The sequence below is a fragment of the Stenotrophomonas acidaminiphila genome (assembly GCF_001431595.1).
GTDB classification, from domain to species: domain Bacteria; phylum Pseudomonadota; class Gammaproteobacteria; order Xanthomonadales; family Xanthomonadaceae; genus Stenotrophomonas; species Stenotrophomonas acidaminiphila.
In genome coordinates this window covers 26,895-46,444 of the sequence record NZ_LDJO01000004.1, presented here as the reverse complement: position 1 = coordinate 46,444, position 19,550 = coordinate 26,895, and the positions used below count along the sequence as shown (strand labels likewise).

General features: G+C 68.2%; 13 protein-coding genes, 1 tRNA gene and 1 pseudogene. All 15 read left to right on the top strand.

Features of this window, described 5'->3' with window-relative positions:
* Positions 1–10: 10 nt before the first annotated feature.
* The 15 genes and pseudogenes from ABB33_RS00640 (at position 11) to lpxK (ending at position 19,345) form a co-directional block, all read left to right on the top strand.
* The gene (locus ABB33_RS00640; protein ID WP_054664880.1) at positions 11–1,522 is read left to right on the top strand and encodes an NADH-quinone oxidoreductase subunit M; all 1,512 of its coding nucleotides are present in this window, start codon (positions 11–13) and stop codon (positions 1,520–1,522) included.
* A gap of 37 nt (positions 1,523–1,559) precedes the next feature.
* Positions 1,560–3,020 carry an NADH-quinone oxidoreductase subunit NuoN gene (gene nuoN / locus ABB33_RS00635; RefSeq protein ID WP_054668646.1) on the top strand — a complete coding sequence of 487 codons (1,461 nt, stop codon included), beginning with the start codon at positions 1,560–1,562 and terminating at the stop codon, positions 3,018–3,020.
* A gap of 207 nt (positions 3,021–3,227) precedes the next feature.
* A tRNA-Met gene (locus ABB33_RS00630) sits at positions 3,228–3,304 on the top strand.
* A 196-nt stretch (positions 3,305–3,500) separates the two neighbouring features.
* Positions 3,501–4,091 (top strand): ribosome maturation factor RimP, encoded by a 591-nt coding sequence (rimP, locus tag ABB33_RS00625; RefSeq protein ID WP_054664883.1) that lies wholly within the window; start codon positions 3,501–3,503, stop codon positions 4,089–4,091.
* A gap of 4 nt (positions 4,092–4,095) precedes the next feature.
* A complete protein-coding gene (nusA, locus tag ABB33_RS00620; RefSeq protein WP_054664885.1) occupies positions 4,096–5,607 on the top strand; it encodes a transcription termination factor NusA in 1,512 nt (503 codons plus the stop codon).
* 95 nt (positions 5,608–5,702) lie between these two features.
* Complete coding sequence (gene infB, locus ABB33_RS00615) at positions 5,703–8,336, top strand: translation initiation factor IF-2 (protein WP_056930788.1); 2,634 nt, start codon at positions 5,703–5,705, stop codon at positions 8,334–8,336.
* Between the two features lie 75 nt (positions 8,337–8,411).
* Positions 8,412–8,804: a 30S ribosome-binding factor RbfA gene (gene rbfA, locus ABB33_RS00610; RefSeq protein ID WP_054664889.1), complete on the top strand. Its 393-nt coding sequence runs from the start codon at positions 8,412–8,414 to the stop codon at positions 8,802–8,804.
* Positions 8,805–9,234: 430 nt separating this feature from the next.
* Positions 9,235–10,146 carry a tRNA pseudouridine(55) synthase TruB gene (gene truB / locus ABB33_RS00605; RefSeq protein ID WP_056930787.1) on the top strand — a complete coding sequence of 304 codons (912 nt, stop codon included), beginning with the start codon at positions 9,235–9,237 and terminating at the stop codon, positions 10,144–10,146.
* Positions 10,147–10,328: 182 nt separating this feature from the next.
* A complete protein-coding gene (gene rpsO / locus ABB33_RS00600) occupies positions 10,329–10,589 on the top strand; it encodes a 30S ribosomal protein S15 (RefSeq protein WP_054664895.1) in 261 nt (86 codons plus the stop codon).
* Between the two features lie 147 nt (positions 10,590–10,736).
* A complete protein-coding gene (gene pnp, locus ABB33_RS00595; protein ID WP_056930786.1) occupies positions 10,737–12,845 on the top strand; it encodes a polyribonucleotide nucleotidyltransferase in 2,109 nt (702 codons plus the stop codon).
* A 256-nt stretch (positions 12,846–13,101) separates the two neighbouring features.
* A pseudogene (locus tag ABB33_RS00590) lies at positions 13,102–15,599 on the top strand (DNA internalization-related competence protein ComEC/Rec2).
* Positions 15,493–16,152 carry a MotA/TolQ/ExbB proton channel family protein gene (locus ABB33_RS00585; RefSeq protein ID WP_056930785.1) on the top strand — a complete coding sequence of 220 codons (660 nt, stop codon included), beginning with the start codon at positions 15,493–15,495 and terminating at the stop codon, positions 16,150–16,152. Before ABB33_RS00590 ends, ABB33_RS00585 begins: the two are co-directional and overlap by 107 nt.
* Positions 16,153–16,158: 6 nt before the next feature.
* Complete coding sequence (locus ABB33_RS00580; RefSeq protein WP_054664904.1) at positions 16,159–16,581, top strand: ExbD/TolR family protein; 423 nt, start codon at positions 16,159–16,161, stop codon at positions 16,579–16,581.
* A complete protein-coding gene (gene msbA / locus ABB33_RS00575) occupies positions 16,578–18,323 on the top strand; it encodes a lipid A export permease/ATP-binding protein MsbA (RefSeq protein WP_056930784.1) in 1,746 nt (581 codons plus the stop codon). The genes ABB33_RS00580 and msbA overlap by 4 nt, the downstream gene beginning before the upstream one ends.
* Complete coding sequence (gene lpxK, locus ABB33_RS00570; RefSeq protein ID WP_056930783.1) at positions 18,323–19,345, top strand: tetraacyldisaccharide 4'-kinase; 1,023 nt, start codon at positions 18,323–18,325, stop codon at positions 19,343–19,345. Before msbA ends, lpxK begins: the two co-directional genes overlap by 1 nt.
* Positions 19,346–19,550: the final 205 nt, after the last annotated feature.

Here is a 19,550-nt window from a genome sequence, read left to right as displayed (position 1 = left end):
ATAAGAAGACGTGTCGAACTGGCCCCTACTCAGTATCCTCATCTGGCTGCCGATCCTCGGCGGTGCGTTGATTCTTGCCGTGCGCAACGCCCAGGCTGCCCGTTGGGCATCCCTGGCGGTGGCACTGCTCACCTTCCTGTTGAGCCTCGGCCTGCTCAGCGGCTATGACCGCACCGCAGCCGACGTGATGCAGTTCGTCGAGCAGCATCCGTGGATTCCCGCCTACGGCATCGGCTACAACCTGGCGGTGGACGGCATCGCCATCGCGCTGGTGCTGCTGACCACCCTGGTGGGCGTGCTGGCGCTGATCGGCGCCTGGGGCGTGATCGACAAGCGCGTGAACCAGTACGTGGCCGCCTTCCTGATCCTGGAAGGCGTGACGGTGGGCATCTTCGCCGCCACCGACGCGATGCTGTTCTACGTGTTCTTCGAAGCCATGCTGATCCCGATGTTCCTGATCATCGGTGTCTGGGGCGGCCCGCGCCGCATCTATGCCGCGCTGAAGTTCTTCCTGTACACCTTCCTCGGCTCGGTGCTGATGCTGGTGGCGCTGATCTACCTGTACATCAAGGGCGGCAGCTTCCAGCTGGCCGACCTGTACCAGCTGCAGCTGTCGGCCAGGGAGCAGACCTGGGTGTTCTTCGCGTTCCTGATCGCCTTCGCGGTCAAGGTGCCGATGTTCCCGGTGCATACCTGGCTGCCGGACGCCCACGTGGAAGCGCCGACCGCCGGCTCGGTGATCCTGGCCGCGATCGCGCTGAAGATCGGTGGCTACGGCTTCCTGCGCTTCAACCTGCCGATCGTGCCCGATGCCAGCCACGAGTGGGCCTGGCTGGTGATCGCGCTGTCGCTGGTGGCGGTGATCTACGTCGGCCTGGTGGCGCTGGTGCAGGACGACATGAAGAAGCTGGTGGCGTATTCGTCGATCGCGCACATGGGCTTCGTGACCCTGGGTACGTTCACCGCGCTGTGGCTGGTGCGCGAGGCGGGCAACGCCGACGCCGCCCGCCTGGGCCTGCAGGGCGCGATGGTGCAGATGGTCTCGCACGGCTTCGTGTCGGGCGCGATGTTCTCCTGCATCGGCGTGCTCTACGACCGGCTGCATACCCGCCGCATCGCCGACTACGGCGGCGTGGCCAACGTGATGCCCTGGTTCGCCGCGTTCGCGCTGCTGTTCTTCATGGCCAACTCCGGCCTGCCGGGCACCAGCGGTTTCGTGGGCGAGTTCATGGTGGTGCTGGCCAGCTTCCAGTGGGAGCCGCTGGTGGCGCTGGGTGCGGCCACCACGCTGATCATCGGCGCGGCGTATTCGCTGTGGCTGTACAAGCGCGTGTTCTTCGGCGAGGTGGGCAACGCCCACGTGGCCGGGATGAAGGACATCAACGGGCGTGAATGGCTGGTGCTGGGCGTGTTCGCCATCGGTACGCTGGCACTGGGCCTGTACCCGCGGCCGCTGACCGAACTGATGGAGCCCTCCATCGCCAAGCTGGCGATGCAGATCGCATCGAGCAAGCTGCTGTAAGCGGCCCCGTCGAGAGTATTGATTCCAGGATTTGATGATGACAACGCCGACGCTACTGCCGTTGACCGCCGCCGACCTCCCGCCGTTGCTGCCAGAACTGGTGGTGATCGGCGGGGCCTTCGCCCTGCTGATCCTCGATCTGTTCATCAGCAACCGCCACAAGGTCTGGACCCACTTCCTGTCGGTCGCGATCCTTGCCGTTGCTTTCGCCATGCTGCTTGGCGGCGTGGGCGGGCAGGGCGAGGTATTCCATGGCATGTTCATCCGCGACAACGCCGCCGACGTCATGAAGACGGTGGTGGTGCTGGTCAGCGGCCTGACCCTGATCTATGGGTGGAGCTACCTGCGCGAGCGCAACCTGTACCAGGGCGAGATCGCGGTGCTGGTCCTGTTCGCCACCGCGGGCATGATGCTGCTGGTCTCCGCCGGCAGCCTGCTGATGGTCTACCTGGGGCTGGAACTGCTGGCGCTGTGCTCGTATGCGCTGGTGGCCAGCAACCGCGACAACAAGCTGGCCGCCGAAGCGGGCATGAAGTACATCGTGCTCGGCTCGCTGGCCTCGGGCCTGCTGCTGTACGGCATGTCGCTGGTCTACGGTGCCACCGGTTCGCTGCACCTTGACGTGATCCACGCCGCCGCCGCGCATTCGGACGAGCGCGTGCTGCTGCTGACCGGCGCGGTGTTCATGGTCGCCGGCGTCGCCTTCAAGCTCGGCGCCGCACCGTTCCACATGTGGCTGCCGGACGTCTACCAGGGCGCGCCGGCACCGATCGCGCTGTTCATCAGCTCGGCGCCGAAGCTGGCTGCGTTCGGCATGGCCTACCGCCTGCTCGAAGCCGGTGTCGGCCCGCTGTCGGCCGAACTGCAGTACGTGCTCGCCGGCCTTGCCGCGCTGTCGCTGGTGGTGGGCAACCTGATGGCCATCGCCCAGGTCAACCTCAAGCGCATGCTGGCCTATTCGACCGTCTCGCACATCGGCTTCCTGCTGATGGGCGTGGCCGGCGGTGGCGCCGCCGGGTACTCCTCGGCGATGTTCTACGCCGTGGCCTACGCGATCATGTCCACCGCCGCTTTCGGCGTGATCGTCGCGCTGTCGCGCTCCGGCTTCGAGGCCGAGAGCATCGACGACTTCAAGGGCCTGAATGCACGCAATCCGTGGATGGCCGGGCTCATGCTGTGCGCCATGTTCTCGCTGGCCGGCATCCCGCCGTTCCTGGGCTTCTGGGCCAAGCTGGCGGTGCTGGGCGCCGCGGTCAACGGTGGCCTGCTGTGGCTGGTGATCCTGGGCGTCATGAGTGCGGTGGTGGGCTGCTTCTACTACCTGCGCGTGGTCAAGGTCATGTACTTCGACGAGCCGGTGGGCGAGCCGCTGCCGCGCAACAATGACCGTCTCCTGGGCATCGTGCTGGGCGTGAATTGCGTGGCCCTGCTGGTGCTGCCGGTTGCCCTGGGGCCGCTGCTGGCCTGGATGCGCAATGCATTTGCTCATTTGTCATAAAAAGCGATACAAAACGGCGCGATTCATGTAATATGCGCGCACTGAGTTGATGGCGGTGCCGGCAAGCCGGTATCGCCAGGCCATCCAGGGATGGCCAGCCGGAACGTGGAACGTTCCGGGTTTCAGCGGAATCCCCGGATTTCCTGAAACAATGAAGTAAAAAAGACTTGCGGTAACGGTCCAATTACTTCATAATTCCGCTTCTGCTGCGGGGTGGAGCAGTCTGGCAGCTCGTCGGGCTCATAACCCGAAGGTCGCAGGTTCAAATCCTGCCCCCGCTACCAGTTCCGGCCTTCTTCAACATCTGTTGTCGAAGGCTGAATCTGGGCTCGCAGGAACGATTGCTTCCGTTCCTGCAACCGGAATCCAGTCACCGGATTCATACCGGACAAAGGGCCCAGTCGGGCCCTTTGTTGTTTCCGCAAAACGAAAAGTCCGGCCGGTTTTTCCCGTTTACCCATTACCAAATCAAGGCAGGCTGTGAGCGACAAGGCTACTGAAATCGCGAATCTGCTGGGCCCCACCGTGCAGGCGTTGGGCCTGGATCTGCTGGGCGCCGAGTATCTGCCGGCGCCGGGCGGCGCCACGCTGCGTCTGTACATCGACGTGCCGCTGGCCGAGCAGCCCGAGCGCGTGGTCAACATCGACGACTGCGAGCGGGTGAGTCGCGAGGTCTCCGCGCAGCTGGATGTCGAGGATCCGATCAGCGGCAACTACACGCTGGAAGTGTCCTCCCCGGGCGTGGACCGGCCGCTGTTCACGCTGGAGCAGTTCGAGCGCCACCTGGGCGAGTCCGCCAAGGTCGGCCTGAAGCTGCCGCAGGAGAACCGGCGCCGCCTGCAGGGCGAGATCGCCGCGGTGGACGCCGATGCCGGCACCGTGACCTTCGTGGTCGATGGCAAGCCGTTCGTGGCGGCCTTCGACAACATCGACAAGGCGCGCATCATTCCGGACTGGGCCGCGCTTGGCCTGGCTCCGACCAAACCGACCGGTCCGGCCCCCAGGCAGGGGAGCGCGGCCAGGAACAAATCCAATAACGAAACCGCGGCCCGAAAGCCGCGCGCGGAGTAAGCCGATGAGCAAGGAACTTCTGCTGGTAGTCGACGCGGTCGCCAATGAGAAAGGCGTGCCGCGCGAAGTGATCTTCGATGCGATCGAGGCGGCGCTCGCCTCCGCGGCCAAGAAGCGCTATGTGGACCAGGACGTGCTCGCGCGCGTTTCGATCGACCACAAGGACGGCAGCTACGAGACTTTCCGTCGCTGGGAAGTCGTGGCCGACGACGTGGTGATGGAATCGCCGGACCGCCAGATCCGCCTGATGGACGCGATCGACGAGGCCGATGGCGTCGAGGTCGGCGACTACATCGAGGAACAGATCGAGAACCCGGATTTTGGTCGCATCGCCGCGCAGGCCGCCAAGCAGGTGATCGTGCAGCGCGTGCGCGAAGCCGAGCGCCAGCAGGTCGTGGATGCGTGGAAGGATCGCGTCGGCGAGCTGGTGACCGGCGTGGTCAAGCGCGCCGAGCGCGGCAACATCTACGTCGACCTGGGCGGCAACGCCGAGGCCTTCATCCCGAAGGACAAGGGCATCCCGCGCGACGTGCTGCGCGCCGGCGACCGCGTGCGCGGCTACCTGGCCGAAGTGCGCTCGGAGCCGCGTGGCCCGCAGCTGTTCATCAGCCGCGCCGCGCCCGAGTTCATGATCGAGCTGTTCAAGCTGGAAGTGCCGGAAGTCGGCCAGGGCCTGGTCGAGATCAAGGCCTGCGCCCGCGACCCGGGTGACCGCGCCAAGATCGCGGTCATCGCCCACGACAGCCGCACCGATCCGATCGGCGCCTGCATCGGCATGCGCGGTTCGCGCGTGCAGGCGGTGAGCAACGAGCTCAACGGCGAGCGCGTGGACATCGTGCTGTGGAACGAGAACCCGGCCAACTTCGTCATCAATGCGATGGCGCCGGCCGAAGTGCAGTCCATCATCGTCGATGAGGAGAAGCACTCGATGGACCTGGCCGTGGCCGAAGAGCGCCTGGCCCAGGCCATCGGCAAGGGCGGCCAGAACGTGCGCCTGGCCAGCCGCCTGACCGGCTGGCAGCTCAACGTGATGACCCAGGACCAGGTCACCGCCAAGTCCGAGGCCGAGCAGGCCGTCGCCCGCCAGCTGTTCATGGACAAGCTGGAAGTGGACGAGGAAATCGCCGGCATCCTGGTCAGCGAGGGTTTCAGCACCGTCGAGGAAATCGCCTACGTGCCGATCGGCGAGCTACTGGCCGTGGAGGGCTTCGACGAGGACATCGTCGAGGAACTGCGCGCCCGTGCCCGCGACGCGCTGCTCAACGAGGCGCTGGCGGTGGAGGAGGGCGCCGAGGAAGGCGTGCCGACCGCCGACCTGCTGGCGCTGCCGGGCATGGACGAGGCCACGGCCTACGCGCTGGCCGGAAACGGCGTGCGCACCAGCGAGGACCTGTCGGACCTGGCGGCCGACGAAGTCCTGGAGTTCGGCATCGAGGGCATGGACCTGGAGCGCGCCGCGGCGCTGGTCCTGGCAGCCCGCGCCGAGGAGATCGCCCGTCTGGAGCGCGGCGAATGAGCCAGCGATGAACAGGGCCCTGAGCCGCTCAGGGCGTAGACTCCGCGCTGCCTTCGTCCGTATCGAGGGGGCGCCAACAAGATCATAGGATCCGAATGTCGCAGCAAACCACCATCCGCAAGCTCGCCCAACTGGTCAACACGCCGGTGGAGAAACTGCTGGAACAGCTGGCCAAGGCCGGCATGAAGTTCAGCGGTCCCGACCAGGTCGTGACCAGTGCCGAGAAAGTGAAGCTGCTCGGTTTCCTTCGCCGTTCCCACGGCAAGGACGAGCAGGTCGCCGACGAGGCTGACGCCGCGCCGAAGAAGATCACCCTGAGCCGCCGCACGCAGCAGGAAGTGACGGTCAACGCCGGCCGCAGCAAGACCACGGTCAACGTCGAAGTGCGCCAGAAGCGCACCTACGTCAAGCCGGCCGCCGGCGCGCCGATGGATGCCGATGCCGAGCGCGCCGAGATCCTGCGCAAGCTCGAGGAGTCGCGCCAGCGCAACCTCGACGAGCAGCGCATGCTGGCCGAGAAGGACCGCGCGCGCGACGAGGAAATCGCCAGGCAGAAGGCGGCCGAGGAGGCCGAGCGGCTGCGTGCCGAGGCCGAGCGCAAGGCAGCCGAGGAGGCCGCGCAGGCCCCCCAGGCGCCGGCCCGCGCCGCCGAGGACGAAGACGAGGAGCCGGTGGTGAAGAACGTGCGCCATGCGCCGTCGCCGAGCCGTCCGCACGCCGTGCGCGACGATCGTGCCGCGCATGCCAAGCCGGGCAGCAAGTCGCGCGGCCCGCAGTCGTCCGACGACAACGGCGGCAACCGCTTCGGCGGCCAGCTGCACCTGTCGCCGTCCGACCGCGCCCGCCGCGGCGGCAACAACAGCAATTCCCGTGGCCGCCCGGGCGCACGCGCGCCGCAGGGCCGTCGTGGCGCCGAGCAGTCGCGCGGCGGTGGCGGCAGCCACGGCTTCGAGCGTCCGACCGCACCGGTGGTGCGCGAGGTCGCCATCGGCGACACCATCACCGTGGCCGATCTGGCGCAGAAGCTGGCGCTGAAGGGCGGCGAAGTGGTCAAGGCGCTGTTCAAGATGGGCGTCATGGCGACCATCACCCAGTCCATCGACCACGACACCGCGGCGCTGGTGACCGAAGAGCTCGGCCACAAGGTCGTGCGCGCCGGCAACAACGATGCCGAGGACGCGCTGCTGGCCATCACTGATTCCCACCAGGGCGACGCCGTGCCGCGTCCGCCGGTGGTCACCATCATGGGCCACGTCGACCACGGCAAGACCTCGCTGCTGGATTACATCCGCCGCACCAAGGTCGCCAACGGCGAGGCCGGCGGCATCACCCAGCACATCGGCGCGTACCACGTGGAAACGCCCAAGGGCGTGATCAGCTTCCTCGACACCCCCGGCCATGCCGCGTTCACCTCGATGCGTGCCCGTGGCGCGCAGCTGACCGACGTGGTGGTGGTGGTGGTGGCGGCCGACGACGGCGTCATGCCGCAGACCCGCGAAGCCATCCAGCACGCCCGTGCGGCCAATGCGCCGATCGTGGTGGCGATCAACAAGATCGACAAGTCGTCGGCGGATCCGATGCGGGTCAAGAACGAACTACTCGCCGAGCAGGTCGTGGCCGAGGACTTCGGTGGCGACACGCAGATGGTCGAGATCTCGGCCAAGACCGGCCAGGGCATCGACGACCTGCTGGATGCGATTTCGCTGCAGGCCGAAGTGCTGGAACTGAAGGCCGTGGCCGAAGGCCGCGCCAACGGCGTGGTCATCGAATCCTCGCTGGACAAGGGCCGTGGCCCGGTCGCGACGGTGCTGGTGCAGCAGGGTCAGCTCAAGAAGGGCGACTACCTAGTGTGCGGCATCCAGTACGGCCGCGTGCGTGCGCTGTTCGACGAAACCGGTCGCCAGGTGGCCGAGGCCGGCCCGTCGATCCCGGTGCAGGTGCTGGGCCTGTCCGGCGTGCCGGATGCCGGCGACGACTTCGTGGTCGTCGACGACGAACGCCTGGCCAAGGACGTGGCGCAGCAGCGCGAGACCAAGCGCCGCGAATCGCGCCTGGTCGCCAGTGCCGGCAGCCGCATGGAAGACATCATGGCGCAGATGGGCAAGGGCGAAGGCCAGCAGGTGCTGAACCTGCTGATCAAGGCCGACGTCCAGGGCTCCGTGCAGGCGCTGAGCCAGTCGCTGGTGGGCCTGTCCAACGACGAGATCCGGATCAACGTGATCCACTCCGGCGTGGGCGGCATCACCGAATCCGACGCCAACTCGGCGGTGGCCTCCAAGGCCACGGTCATCGGCTTCAACGTGCGTGCGGATGCTTCGGCCCGTCGCATCATCGAATCCAACGGCGTCGACCTGCGCTACTTCTCGATCATCTATGACGTGATCGACCAGGTGAAGCAGGTGGCTTCGGGCCTGCTGGGCGTGGAGATCCGCGAAGAGATCATCGGTATCGCCGAGGTCCGCGACGTGTTCCGCAGCTCCAAGTTCGGCGCGGTCGCCGGCTGCATGGTGGTCGAGGGCGTGGTCAAGCGGAACAAGCCGATCCGCGTGCTGCGCGACAGCGTGGTGGTGTTCGAGGGCGAACTGGAATCGCTGCGCCGCTTCAAGGAGAACGTGGACGAGGTCCGCAACGGTACCGAGTGCGGTATCGGCGTGAAGGCCTACAACGACGTCAAGGCGGGCGACCAGATCGAGTGCTTCGAGCGCATCGAAGTGCCGCGCACCCTGTAACGACGCAGTACCGGCCGGTCCGCGCGACGCGGGCCGGCCGCGTTTCCCCCGCAACAACCAGACGAGCGAGATTCCGTGCCCAAGACTTTCCACCGTACCGACCGAGTTTCCGCGCAGATCCGCCGTGATCTGGGCACGCTGGTGCATGCCGCCGTGCGTGAGCACGGGCTGCCGTCGGTCAGCGTTTCGGATGTGGAGGTCACCCGCGACATGGCCCATGCCAAGGTGTTCGTCACCGCGTTGATGCCGGAGCGTTCGCTCGAGGCGGTCAAGGGCCTGCGCGAGCTGGCCGGCGAGCTGCGCATGGGCCTGGCCCGGGCGATGAAGCTGCGCCACGTGCCGGAACTGCACTTCCACTACGATGATTCGGTGGACCGCGGCGAGCGCATCGACAACCTGCTGCGCGACCTGCCGGATGTGCAGTCCGCGCAGTCCGGTGCTGGCGACGAGGAAGGCGAGAAAGCCTGAGCGTTCGAGCACGTGTCTTCTCCCGGCGGGAAATGTTCGCCGGAGGGAGGGGCGGGCGAAGCGGGCGACGGCGAACCGCGCAGCGCTTCCCGGCAAGGGTCGCCCGAGGCGAAAGCGGCTGATTCCACTCCCCGGCCCGGGATTACTTCGCTTTGCCCGTGCAAGGAAGATGTGATCCAGAGCGGCGCTTCGCAATTGCCGATGGCTGGCAAACACGCCCTGCCAGCGTGCCCGACGCGCTGCGCGCCGCGGGCCCACTCCGCCGATGGGATTTTCGCCGAGACGTCCCGGTTCCCTTCGAAAGCCGGCGCCATCCCTGCGTCCCGCCCCGCGGTTTCCCCGCTGGCTCCGTCGCCGCGGAAGGAAGCCCTAAGATCAAAGGCCGAAAGGCAACTGCAACCGCAGCAACAAGGCAGAGCAAGGCACCCCAATGCGTCCCCGTATCCAATTCCGCCGCCTGGACGGCATCGTCCTGCTCGACAAGCCCGCCGGCATGAGCTCCAACACCGCGCTGCAGGTGGCGCGGCGGCTGTTCCGTGCGGAGAAGGGCGGGCATACCGGCAGTCTCGATCCGCTGGCCACCGGGCTGCTGCCATTGTGCTTCGGCGAGGCGACCAAGATCGCCGGCCTGCTGCTGGGCTCGGCCAAGGCCTATGACGCGCAGATCGCGCTGGGCACGACCACCGACACCGACGATGCCGACGGCACCGTGTTGCGGCAGCGTCCGGTGCCGGCCCTCGACGCGCAGGCGCTGCGCCAGGCACTGGAGCCGCTGACCGGGCACATCCGCCAGCGCGCCCCGATCTACTCGGCGCTGAAGCAGGGCGGCGAGCCGCTGTACGTGAAGGCGCGCCGCGGCGACGCCATCGAGGCGCCGGAGCGCGATGTCCACGTGCAGTCGATCGAGATCCTGGAACAGCAACCTGAATGGCTGCGGCTGCGCGTGACCTGCGGCTCGGGCACCTATATCCGCAGCATCGCCCGCGACCTGGGCGAAGCGCTGGGCTGCGGCGCGCACATCACCACACTGCGCCGGTTGTGGGTGGAGCCGTTCCTGACGCCGCGGATGATCGGCCTGGACGCGCTGCGTGAGCTGGCCGAAGCCGGGGACGACGCGGCCCTGCTGCAATGGCTGCTGCCGCTGGAGGCCGGGTTGAGCCATTTCGGCCGGGTCGAACTGGATGCCCCGCGCGCGCAGCGCTTCTGCATGGGCCAGCGCCTGCGCGACCCTGCGTGGCCGGGCGGGCTGGTGGCGGTGTTCGCCGACGACGGCAAGGCCCTGGGGCTGGGGCAGGTGGACGCGGCCGGCATGCTGGCGCCGCAGCGCCGTTTCAATCTCTGACCGGGTGCCCCCGGCGGGGTCGGATACAGGTTGCGCCTTGTGGCCGCAGGCGCGGATCGTTACAATTCTGCGGCCCTTTGCCGGGCACCGGTCCGCCGTCGGCGGGCCGAATTCCTTAAACGGCGAGCTGCGCGGTGCGTCAACAGCACGTTCCTGCCGGCCACGCATCCAGAGAAAACATCATGTCGATCGACACCCAGAAAGTTATTGAAGACAACAAGCGCGGCGCCAACGACACCGGTTCGCCGGAAGTCCAGGTGGCCCTGCTGACCGCCCGCATCGAGCAGCTGACCGAGCACTTCAAGCAGCACAAGAAGGATCACCACAGCCGCCGCGGCCTGCTGCAACTGGTCAACCGCCGCCGCAGCCTGCTCGACTACCTGAAGAAGAAGGACGTCGAGCGCTACAAGGGCCTGATCGAAAAGCTTGGCCTGCGTCGCTAAGCAACAATCCCCCCGCGGCGCAGCGATGCGCCGCGGTTTTGTTTTTGCAGTTCAGTAGCATTTCCAGGGCCGGAACAACCGGCCGCCCGCCGGTGACAAGGGTCGCCGACGGTCCATTCGCAGACAGCATCCCCAAGGACACCCTCCGTGGCAAAAATCACCAAAACCTTCCAGTACGGCAAGCACACCGTCACGCTTGAGACCGGCGAGATCGCCCGCCAGGCCAGCGGCGCCGTCATCGTCAAGATGGACGACACCGTGCTGCTGGTCACTGCCGTCGCCGCCAAGAGCGCGCGCGAAGGCCAGGACTTCTTCCCGCTGACCGTTGATTACCAGGAAAAGTTCTACGCCGGTGGCCGCATCCCGGGTGGCTTCTTCAAGCGCGAAGGCCGCGCCACGGAGAAGGAAACGCTGATCTCGCGCCTGATCGACCGTCCGATCCGTCCGCTGTTCCCGGAAGACTACAAGAACGAAGTGCAGATCATCGCCACGGTGATGTCGCTGAACCCGGAAGTGGACGGCGACATCCCGGCCCTGATCGGTGCCTCGGCGGCGCTGGCGCTGGCCGGCACTCCGTTCAAGGGCCCGATCGGCGCCGCCAAGGTCGGCTACAAGAACGGCGAGTACATCCTCAATCCGACCGTGTCGGAACTGAAGGAATCGCAGCTGGAACTGGTCGTGGCCGGTACCGCCAATGCCGTGCTGATGGTCGAGTCCGAGGCCGCGCTGCTGTCCGAGGACGTGATGCTGGGCGCCGTGACCTTCGGTCACCGCGAGATGCAGAAGGTCATCAACGCGATCAACGAGCTGACCGTCGAAGCCGGCACCAAGCCGAGCGACTGGGTCGCCCCGGCCAAGAACGAAGCGCTGATCTCGGCGCTCAAGGAAGCCGTCGGCAGCAAGCTGGCCGAAGCCTTCCAGGTGCGCGACAAGCTGCAGCGCCGCGACGCCATCGCCGCGATCAAGAAGGACGTGACCGAGCAGCTGGCCGGCCGCGTCGCCGCCGAGGGCTGGAACCCGGCCGAACTGTCCAAGGAGTTCGGCGAGCTCGAGTACCGCACCATGCGTGATTCGGTGCTGGACACCAAGGTCCGCATCGACGGCCGCGCCCTGGACACCGTGCGTCCGATCAGCGTGAAGGCCGGCGTGCTGCCGCGCACCCATGGTTCGTCGCTGTTCACCCGCGGCGAGACCCAGGCGATCGTGGTCACCACCCTGGGCACCGCCCGCGACGGCCAGATCATCGATGCCGTCTCCGGCGAGTACAAGGAAAACTTCCTGTTCCATTACAACTTCCCGCCGTACTCGGTGGGCGAGTGCGGCCGTTTCGGCGCGCCGAAGCGTCGCGAGATCGGCCACGGCCGCCTCGCCAAGCGCGGCGTGCTGGCGGTGATGCCGACCATCGAGGAATTCCCGTACACCATCCGCGTGGTGTCGGAGATCACCGAGTCCAATGGCTCCTCGTCGATGGCCTCGGTGTGCGGCTCCTCGCTGGCGCTGATGGATGCCGGCGTGCCGGTCAAGGCGCCGGTGGCGGGCATCGCCATGGGCCTGGTGAAGGAAGACGACCGTTTCGTCGTGCTGAGCGACATCCTGGGTGACGAAGACCACCTGGGCGACATGGACTTCAAGGTCGCCGGTACCTCCGAAGGCGTGTCCGCGCTGCAGATGGACATCAAGATCGAAGGCATCACCGAAGAGATCATGAAGCAGGCGCTGGAGCAGGCCAAGGCCGGCCGTCTGCACATCCTCGGCGAGATGGCCAAGGCGCTGACCGCGCCGCGCGAAGAGCTGAGCGATTATGCGCCGCGCCTGCTGACCATCAAGATCCACCCGGACAAGATCCGCGAAGTGATCGGCAAGGGTGGTTCGGTGATCCAGGCGATCACCAAGGAAACCGGCACCCAGATCGACATCCAGGACGACGGCACCATCACCATCGCCTCGGTGAACAACGCCGCCGCGCAGGAAGCCAAGCGCCGCATCGAGCAGATCACCTCCGACGTCGAGCCGGGCCGCATCTACGAAGGCAAGGTCGCCAAGATCATGGACTTCGGTGCGTTCGTCACCATCCTGCCGGGCAAGGACGGCCTGGTGCACGTCTCGCAGATCTCCAGCGAGCGCGTCGAGAAGGTCGGCGACAAGCTGAAGGAAGGCGACGTGGTCAAGGTCAAGGTGCTGGAAGTGGACAAGCAGGGCCGCATCCGCCTGTCGATGAAGGCTGTCGAGGAAGGCGAGGGCACCCCGGCCGAGTAAGCCCGGGTACCTGTGCTGCATCCGGAAAGCGGGCCTATGGCCCGCTTTTCTTTTGCGCGATCGTCGGCGCTGGCATTTCTCTGCACCGTCTGCCGCGAAGTGGCTGGAAGGAGACGCTGGCCATCGGCGCGGCATTTCCCGCGCCGCGGGTGCGTGACCTGCCTACAGCGATGCTGCCGGCGCCCGGGCAGCATGGAGGCGGGTTGACGGAAAGGGGCGGGCGATGCGGGAACGACCCGGCTTCGGCCTGGCCGCGATGTGGCGATGGACGGGCGGACCGGTGGCGTGCCCGTTGCTGGGCAAGGCCGTCGCGGCCTGCTTCCTGGCCGGCATCGGCATGGTGCTGTGGATGCCGGCGCTGCCGCTTCCCTGGTTGCGCTGGGCCGCGCTGCTGGCCGGGTTGGTGCTCTGGGTGGGCAGCCGCGTGCCCTGGAGTGGTGCGTTGCTGGCCGGTGCCGGCTGGGCCGCGCTGCAGGCCGGCTGGGCGCTGCAGGCGCAGTTGCCACCGGCGCTGGAGCGCGGCGTGGTTGCCATCGCCGGCACCGTGGTGTCGCTGCCCGAGGTGGAGCCCCGGCGGACACGTTTCCGCTTCCGGGTCGACGGCGACGCTGCCCAGCCTGACGCGGTGCGCGGGCGGCTGCTGCAGCTGGCCTGGTATGACGATTTCGGCAGCGTGCGGCCCGGGCCGCGGCTGGCCCTGCGTGCCGGCTCGCGCTGGCGGTTCCAGGTGCGGGTGCGCGCCCCGCGTGGGCTCGCCAATCCCGGTGGCGCCGATGCCGAGCGCAACGCACTGGCGCGACGGATCGTCGCCACCGGATGGGTGCTGAGGCGCGATGCGCGGCAACTGGCGCCCCCGGCCGGAATCGATGCCTGGCGCGAACGCATCGCCGGGCGGATCGACGTGGCCATCGGTACTCCCGCCTCGCGCTATGTGCGGGCCCTTGCGGTCGGCGATACCCGGGCGCTGGACGATGGCGACTGGCACATGCTCCGTGCCACCGGCCTGACCCACCTGATCGCGATTTCCGGCTTTCACGTCGGCATGGTAGCGGGCTTCATCGCCGTGGCCGCATCCGCGGTGTGGTGGCTGTTGCCATGGTTGGGACGTTGCTGTCCCCGCTCCCATGCCGCGGCCGTCGCCGCGGTGGCCGGGGCCGCGGGCTACGCGGCGGTGGCTGGTTTCGCCCTGCCGACGGTGCGCACGGTGCTGATGGTGGCGGTGATCGCGCTGGCCAGGCTGGGGCGTCGCCCGGCCAGCGTGACCGGTGCGCTGGCGCTGGCCGCCCTGCTGGTGCTGGGCTGGGACCCGCTGGCGATGCTGACGGCCGGGTTCTGGTTGAGCTTCGCCGGCGTGGCTTGGCTGGCCGGGTGCCTGCCCGAGCGCCTGCACTGGTTGCGTGGCTTCCTGTCCGCCCAGGCGGTGGCCACCGTGGGGCTGCTGCCGCTCACCGCGGTGCTGTTCGACCAGGCATCGCTCGCCGGGCCGCTGGCGAATCTGCTGGCGATCCCGTGGTGGAGCCTGGTGGTAGTGCCACTGGCCCTGCTTGGAACGGGACTGGAGGCGGTGGTGCCCGGTGCCGGCAACTGGCCGTGGCGTGCATCGGCCTGGTGCTTCGAACTGAGCTGGCCAGCGCTGTCGTGGCTGGGGGGCAGCCGCTTCGCGTTGTGGTGGCTGCCCGAGGCCGCCGGCATGGCGCTGCCCCTGGCCCTGGCCGGTGCGGCGTGGCTGCTGCTCCCGCGCGCGGTTCCGGGCAAGGCGCTGGCGCTGCTGCTGTGGTTGCCATTGCTGTGGCCGGTACGCGAGCTTCCACGGCATGGCGAGGTGGAGCTGGTGCTGCTCGACGTGGGGCAGGGGTTGTCGGTCCTGGTACGCACCCGCGACCACCGCCTGCTCTATGACGCCGGGCCGGCGGTGCGCGATGGCTTCGACGCCGGCGAGCGGGTGGTGGTGCCGGCGCTGCGGGCGCTGGGGGTGAGCCGGCTCGATGCCGTGGTGGTCAGCCATGGCGACAACGACCATGCCGGCGGTGCCGAGGCCGTGCGCAGGGCGGTACCGGTCATGGACTGGCATGCTCCCCCGGGCATGCGCCCGGCGCTGGCGGCCCGCCACTGCGGCAAGGGCCTGCGCTGGCAGTGGGACGGCGTACAGTTCGAGTACCTGCATCCGCACACCGGCTTTCCCTACCTGGGCAACGAGTCCAGCTGCGTGCTCAGGGTCGGGTCGGCACATGGCGCGGTGCTGCTGGCGGGCGACATCGGCGAGGTCATCGAGAACGGACTGGTGCGGCGGCAGCGGCCGTCGCTGCGGGCCGAGGTGGTGGTGGCCCCTCACCATGGCAGCGCCGGCTCGTCGCTGCCGGGGTTCGTATCGGCCACGCAGGCGCGCCTGGTGCTGGTGTCGGCCGGCCATGGCAACCGCTTTGGCCATCCCCGGGCGGAGGTGGTCGAGCGCTGGCGCGCGGCGGGAGCCGAGGTGCTGGCGACGCCCGCCAGTGGCGCAGTCAGGGTCTGGCTGGGGGCGCAGGGCCTGCAGGTGCGCGAGCGCCGGCCATGGCGGCGTCGCCTGTGGGATGCTGCTGGGCGGGCGCGGTCGGCTGTTATCCTATCGGAGGATGAAAACACGGCCGTCGTGCCGGAGGGTTGAAACGTGTGGGAACTGGTCAAGGCCGGCGGTTGGCCGATGGTGCCGCTGCTGCTGTTGGGCGTACTGGCTTTGGCGATTGTCCTGGAGCGCTTCTGGAGCCTGCGGCGTAACGAGGTGCTGCCGCCGGGGCTGGGGCAGGAAGTCCGCAACTGGGCGGCGCGCGGCAAGCTGGATGCTTCCCACATCGAATCGCTGCGCGCGAACTCGCCGCTCGGCGCGCTGCTGGCCGCGGCGCTGGAAGCCCGCAACCGTCCGCGCGACCAGATCCGCGAGCGCATCGAGGACACCGGTCGCCACCTGGTGCATCGGATGGGCCGCTATCTCAACGCGCTGGGCACCATCGCCTCGGCCGGCCCGCTGCTCGGCCTGTTGGGTACGGTGATCGGCATGATCCAGATGTTCCTGGGCATCCTCGACCATGGCGTGGGCGACGTGAACCAGCTGGCCGGCGGCATCGGCAAGGCGCTGGTATGCACCGCCACCGGCATGATCGTGGCGATCCCGGCGCTGATGTTCCACCGCTATTTCCGCGCGCGCGTCGACGGTTACGTGATCGAGATGGAGCACGAGGCCGGCGCGCTGCTGGATACCCTCGACGGCCGCCCGGCGGTGATGGCCGCCGCCAAGCCGGCTCCGCAGGCAGCGGCAGTGGCCAAGGCCTGACCCCGCATGCGCATCCGCAACGACCGGGCCCAGGAAGAGCCGCATATCGATCTGGTGCCGCTGATCGATGTGATCCTGGTGCTGATCATCTTCTTCGTGGTCACCACCACCTTCGACGCGCGCTCCACCCTGCAGGTGCAGCTGCCCACCGCCAGCGACCAGCGCAATGCCGAGCCGCCGCGCTCGCTCAGCGTGCTGGTCAACGCCGATGGCCGCTATTTCATCAACGACCGCGAGGTGCTGCGCACCGACGTGGAATCGGTGAAGCGGACCATCGTCCAGGTTGCCGGCGATGACCGCGGGCAGACCGTGCTGCTGCGCGCCGACGCGCGCACGCCGTACCAGGCCGTGGTGACGGTGCAGGATGCGCTGGGGCAGCTCGGCTTCCGCCGCATCGCCATCGCGACCGCGCCGGAGGTGCAGCGATGAGCACGAACGAGACCCCCTGGCAGACCTACCGGCGCCTGCTGGTTTTCGCACAGCCCTATCGCGGGCTGTTGATGATGGCCGCGCTGGGCATGCTGATCGAAGCGGCCGCCGGTGGCGGCTTCCTGATGCTCATGAGTCCGATCACCAACAACCTGGTGAATCCCAAGGACATCAACTGGTGGATGCCGCTGGCCATCATCGGCCTGTTCCTGCTGCGCGGCGTCGCCGGATACCTGACCGACATCGGCATGGGCAAGGCCGCGCGCAGCATCGCCCGCGACCTGCGCGTGCGCGTGTTGGGCAAGTACCTGCGCCTGCCCGGTTTGCAGTTCGACAACGAGCCGGTGCCGTCGATGCTGGTGCGGCTGGGCTCGGACAGCGACCAGGTGGCGCAGGCCGCGGTCGATGCGATGAAGGTGGTCCTGCAGCAGTCCCTGCAGGTGCTGGTCTCGCTGGCGGCGATGCTGTGGTACAGCTGGCAGGTGACGCTGGCGATCTTCGTGCTTGCACCGCCACTGGCATGGGTGATGAACAAGGTGGCCAAGCGCTACCGGCGCATCAGCCACCGCATCCAGGAGAGCGGGGCGGAGCTGCTGCAGGCCGCGGACCAGACCCTGTCCAGCCACCAGGAAGTGAAGATCTACGGTGCGCAGCGCAGCGAGCTGGACCGCTACGGCGCGCTGGCCGATACCAACCTGAAGCTGGCGATGAAGGTGGAAGCCACGCGCAGCATCTCCTCGGCCATGGTGCAGCTGATCGGTGCGGTGGGCCTGGCGGCGTTGTTGTTGATCGCCGGGCACGAGGCCGCCGCAGGGCGCCTGTCGGTGGGCGACTTCGTCTCGATGATGCTGGCGATGATGACGATCATCCCCGCGCTAAAACAGCTGACCAACGTGCAGAACATGACCCAGCGCGGGATCGCCTCGGCGCAGCGCCTGTTCGTGGTGCTCGATGCCGCGGACGAGCCGGACACCGGCACGCGGGGCCTGCAGCGGGCCGAAGGGCTGCTGGAGTTCCGCGACGTCACCGCGCGCTACCCGGGGCAGGCGCGGCCGGCGATGGAAGGCGTCAGTTTCGTCGCGCGCCCGGGCACGGTGACCGCTATCGTCGGGCGTTCGGGCAGCGGCAAGTCCACCCTGATCAAGCTGATTCCGCGCTTCTACGAGCCCGAATCCGGGCAGATCCTGCTCGATGGCCACCCGGTACAGGAATACCGCCTGGCCGACCTGCGCCGGCAGATCGCGCTGGTCGGCCAGCAGGTGGTGCTGTTCGATGGCAGCATCGCCCAGAACATCGCCTACGGCGAACTGCAGGACAGCAATGCCGAACGGCTGCAGCAGGCCATCGTCGGTGCCAATGCGCGTGAGTTCGTCGAGCAGCTGCCGCAGGGCGTGGACGCCCAGGTCGGGGCCAAGGGCGGGCGTCTGTCCGGCGGACAGCGCCAGCGCCTGGCGATCGCCCGCGCCATGCTCAAGGATGCGCCGATCCTGATCCTGGACGAAGCCACCGCGGCGCTGGACAACGAGTCCGAACGGCTGGTGCAGGATGCCCTGCAGCGGCTGATGCCCGACCGCACCACGCTGGTGATCGCGCACCGCCTGTCCACCATCGAACACGCCGACCAGGTGCTGGTGATGGACCAGGGGCGGATCGTCGAACGCGGTACCCACCAGGAGCTGTTGGCGCTGGGTGGGCTTTACGAGCACCTCTACCGGATGCAGTTCCGGGAAAGGCAGGTCTGATGGCCGGCAAGGGAACGCAGACGCCGCCATGGTGGTATGACGGCGCCCCGGTGCCGTGGACGGCGCGCCTGCTGGCGCCGCTGTACGGCGCCGTCGCCGGCCTGCGCCGCGGGCTCTATCGCCGCGGCTGGCTGCGCAGCCGGCAGGTGCCGGTGCCGGTGATCGTGGTCGGCAACATCACCGCCGGCGGCACCGGCAAGACACCGTTGACCATCGCGCTGGTTGAGCGCCTGCGCGAGGCCGGCTGGAAGCCGGGCGTGGCCAGTCGCGGCTACGGCCGCGACGAGGCTGGCACCGCCCGCTGGGTCACCCCGGACCTGGCGCCCGGCCTGGGGGGCGACGAACCGGTGCTGATCGCCTGGAAGACCGGCGTACCGGTACGCGTGGACCGCGACCGCGTCGCCGCGGCACGGGCACTGCTCGCGGCTGGCTGCGACGTGGTGGTCTGCGACGACGGCCTGCAGCATTACCGGCTGGCGCGCGACATCGAGATCGAAGTGGTCGACGCGCAACGGCGCTACGGCAATGGCCTGCTGATGCCGGCCGGCCCCCTGCGCGAGCCGGCGGCACGGGCGCGCGACTGCGATTTCCGGGTGGTCAACCTGGGCCAGGCCAGCGATGCCGGGCAGGTGCCGCCAGGGTCCGGGTTCGGCGAATGGACGATGCGCCTGCGCATCGACAGCGCCCGCCCGCTGCGGGGGGGGCGCGAACGCCCGCTGCATGGATTCTCCGGGCAACGGGTGCACGCCGTTGCCGGCATCGCGCATCCACAGCGCTTCTTCCAGATGCTGCGCGCGCGCGGCATCGGCGTGGTCCCGCATGCGTTCGCCGACCACCATCGCTACCAGGCATCGGACCTGTCCTTCGGCAGCGAGCTGCCGGTACTGATGACCGAGAAGGACGCGGTGAAGTGCAGGGCGTTCGCCACCGACTGGCACTACGCGGTGCCGTTGCAGGCCGAGTTGCCCGCGGCATTCTGGGTCGCGCTGCTGGACCGGCTGGGCAAGCTGGCGCGGGCGTGATGGCCGCGCCGCGGGCGTGCCTGCCGGCAGTGCGTGGGAGGCTGCCGCGGACCCGGCGTGCAGGGCAAATGCGAACCCGGTCGAAACCTGGCCACGCGGCCGTGCGTCGCGACGGTTCCAGCCTTTATCCTCACCGCGGATTTCCTTCCCTGCGTGGCCATGCGGCCATCGCGCGGTGAGGGACCATCAAGTGTTGCCCGCAGCG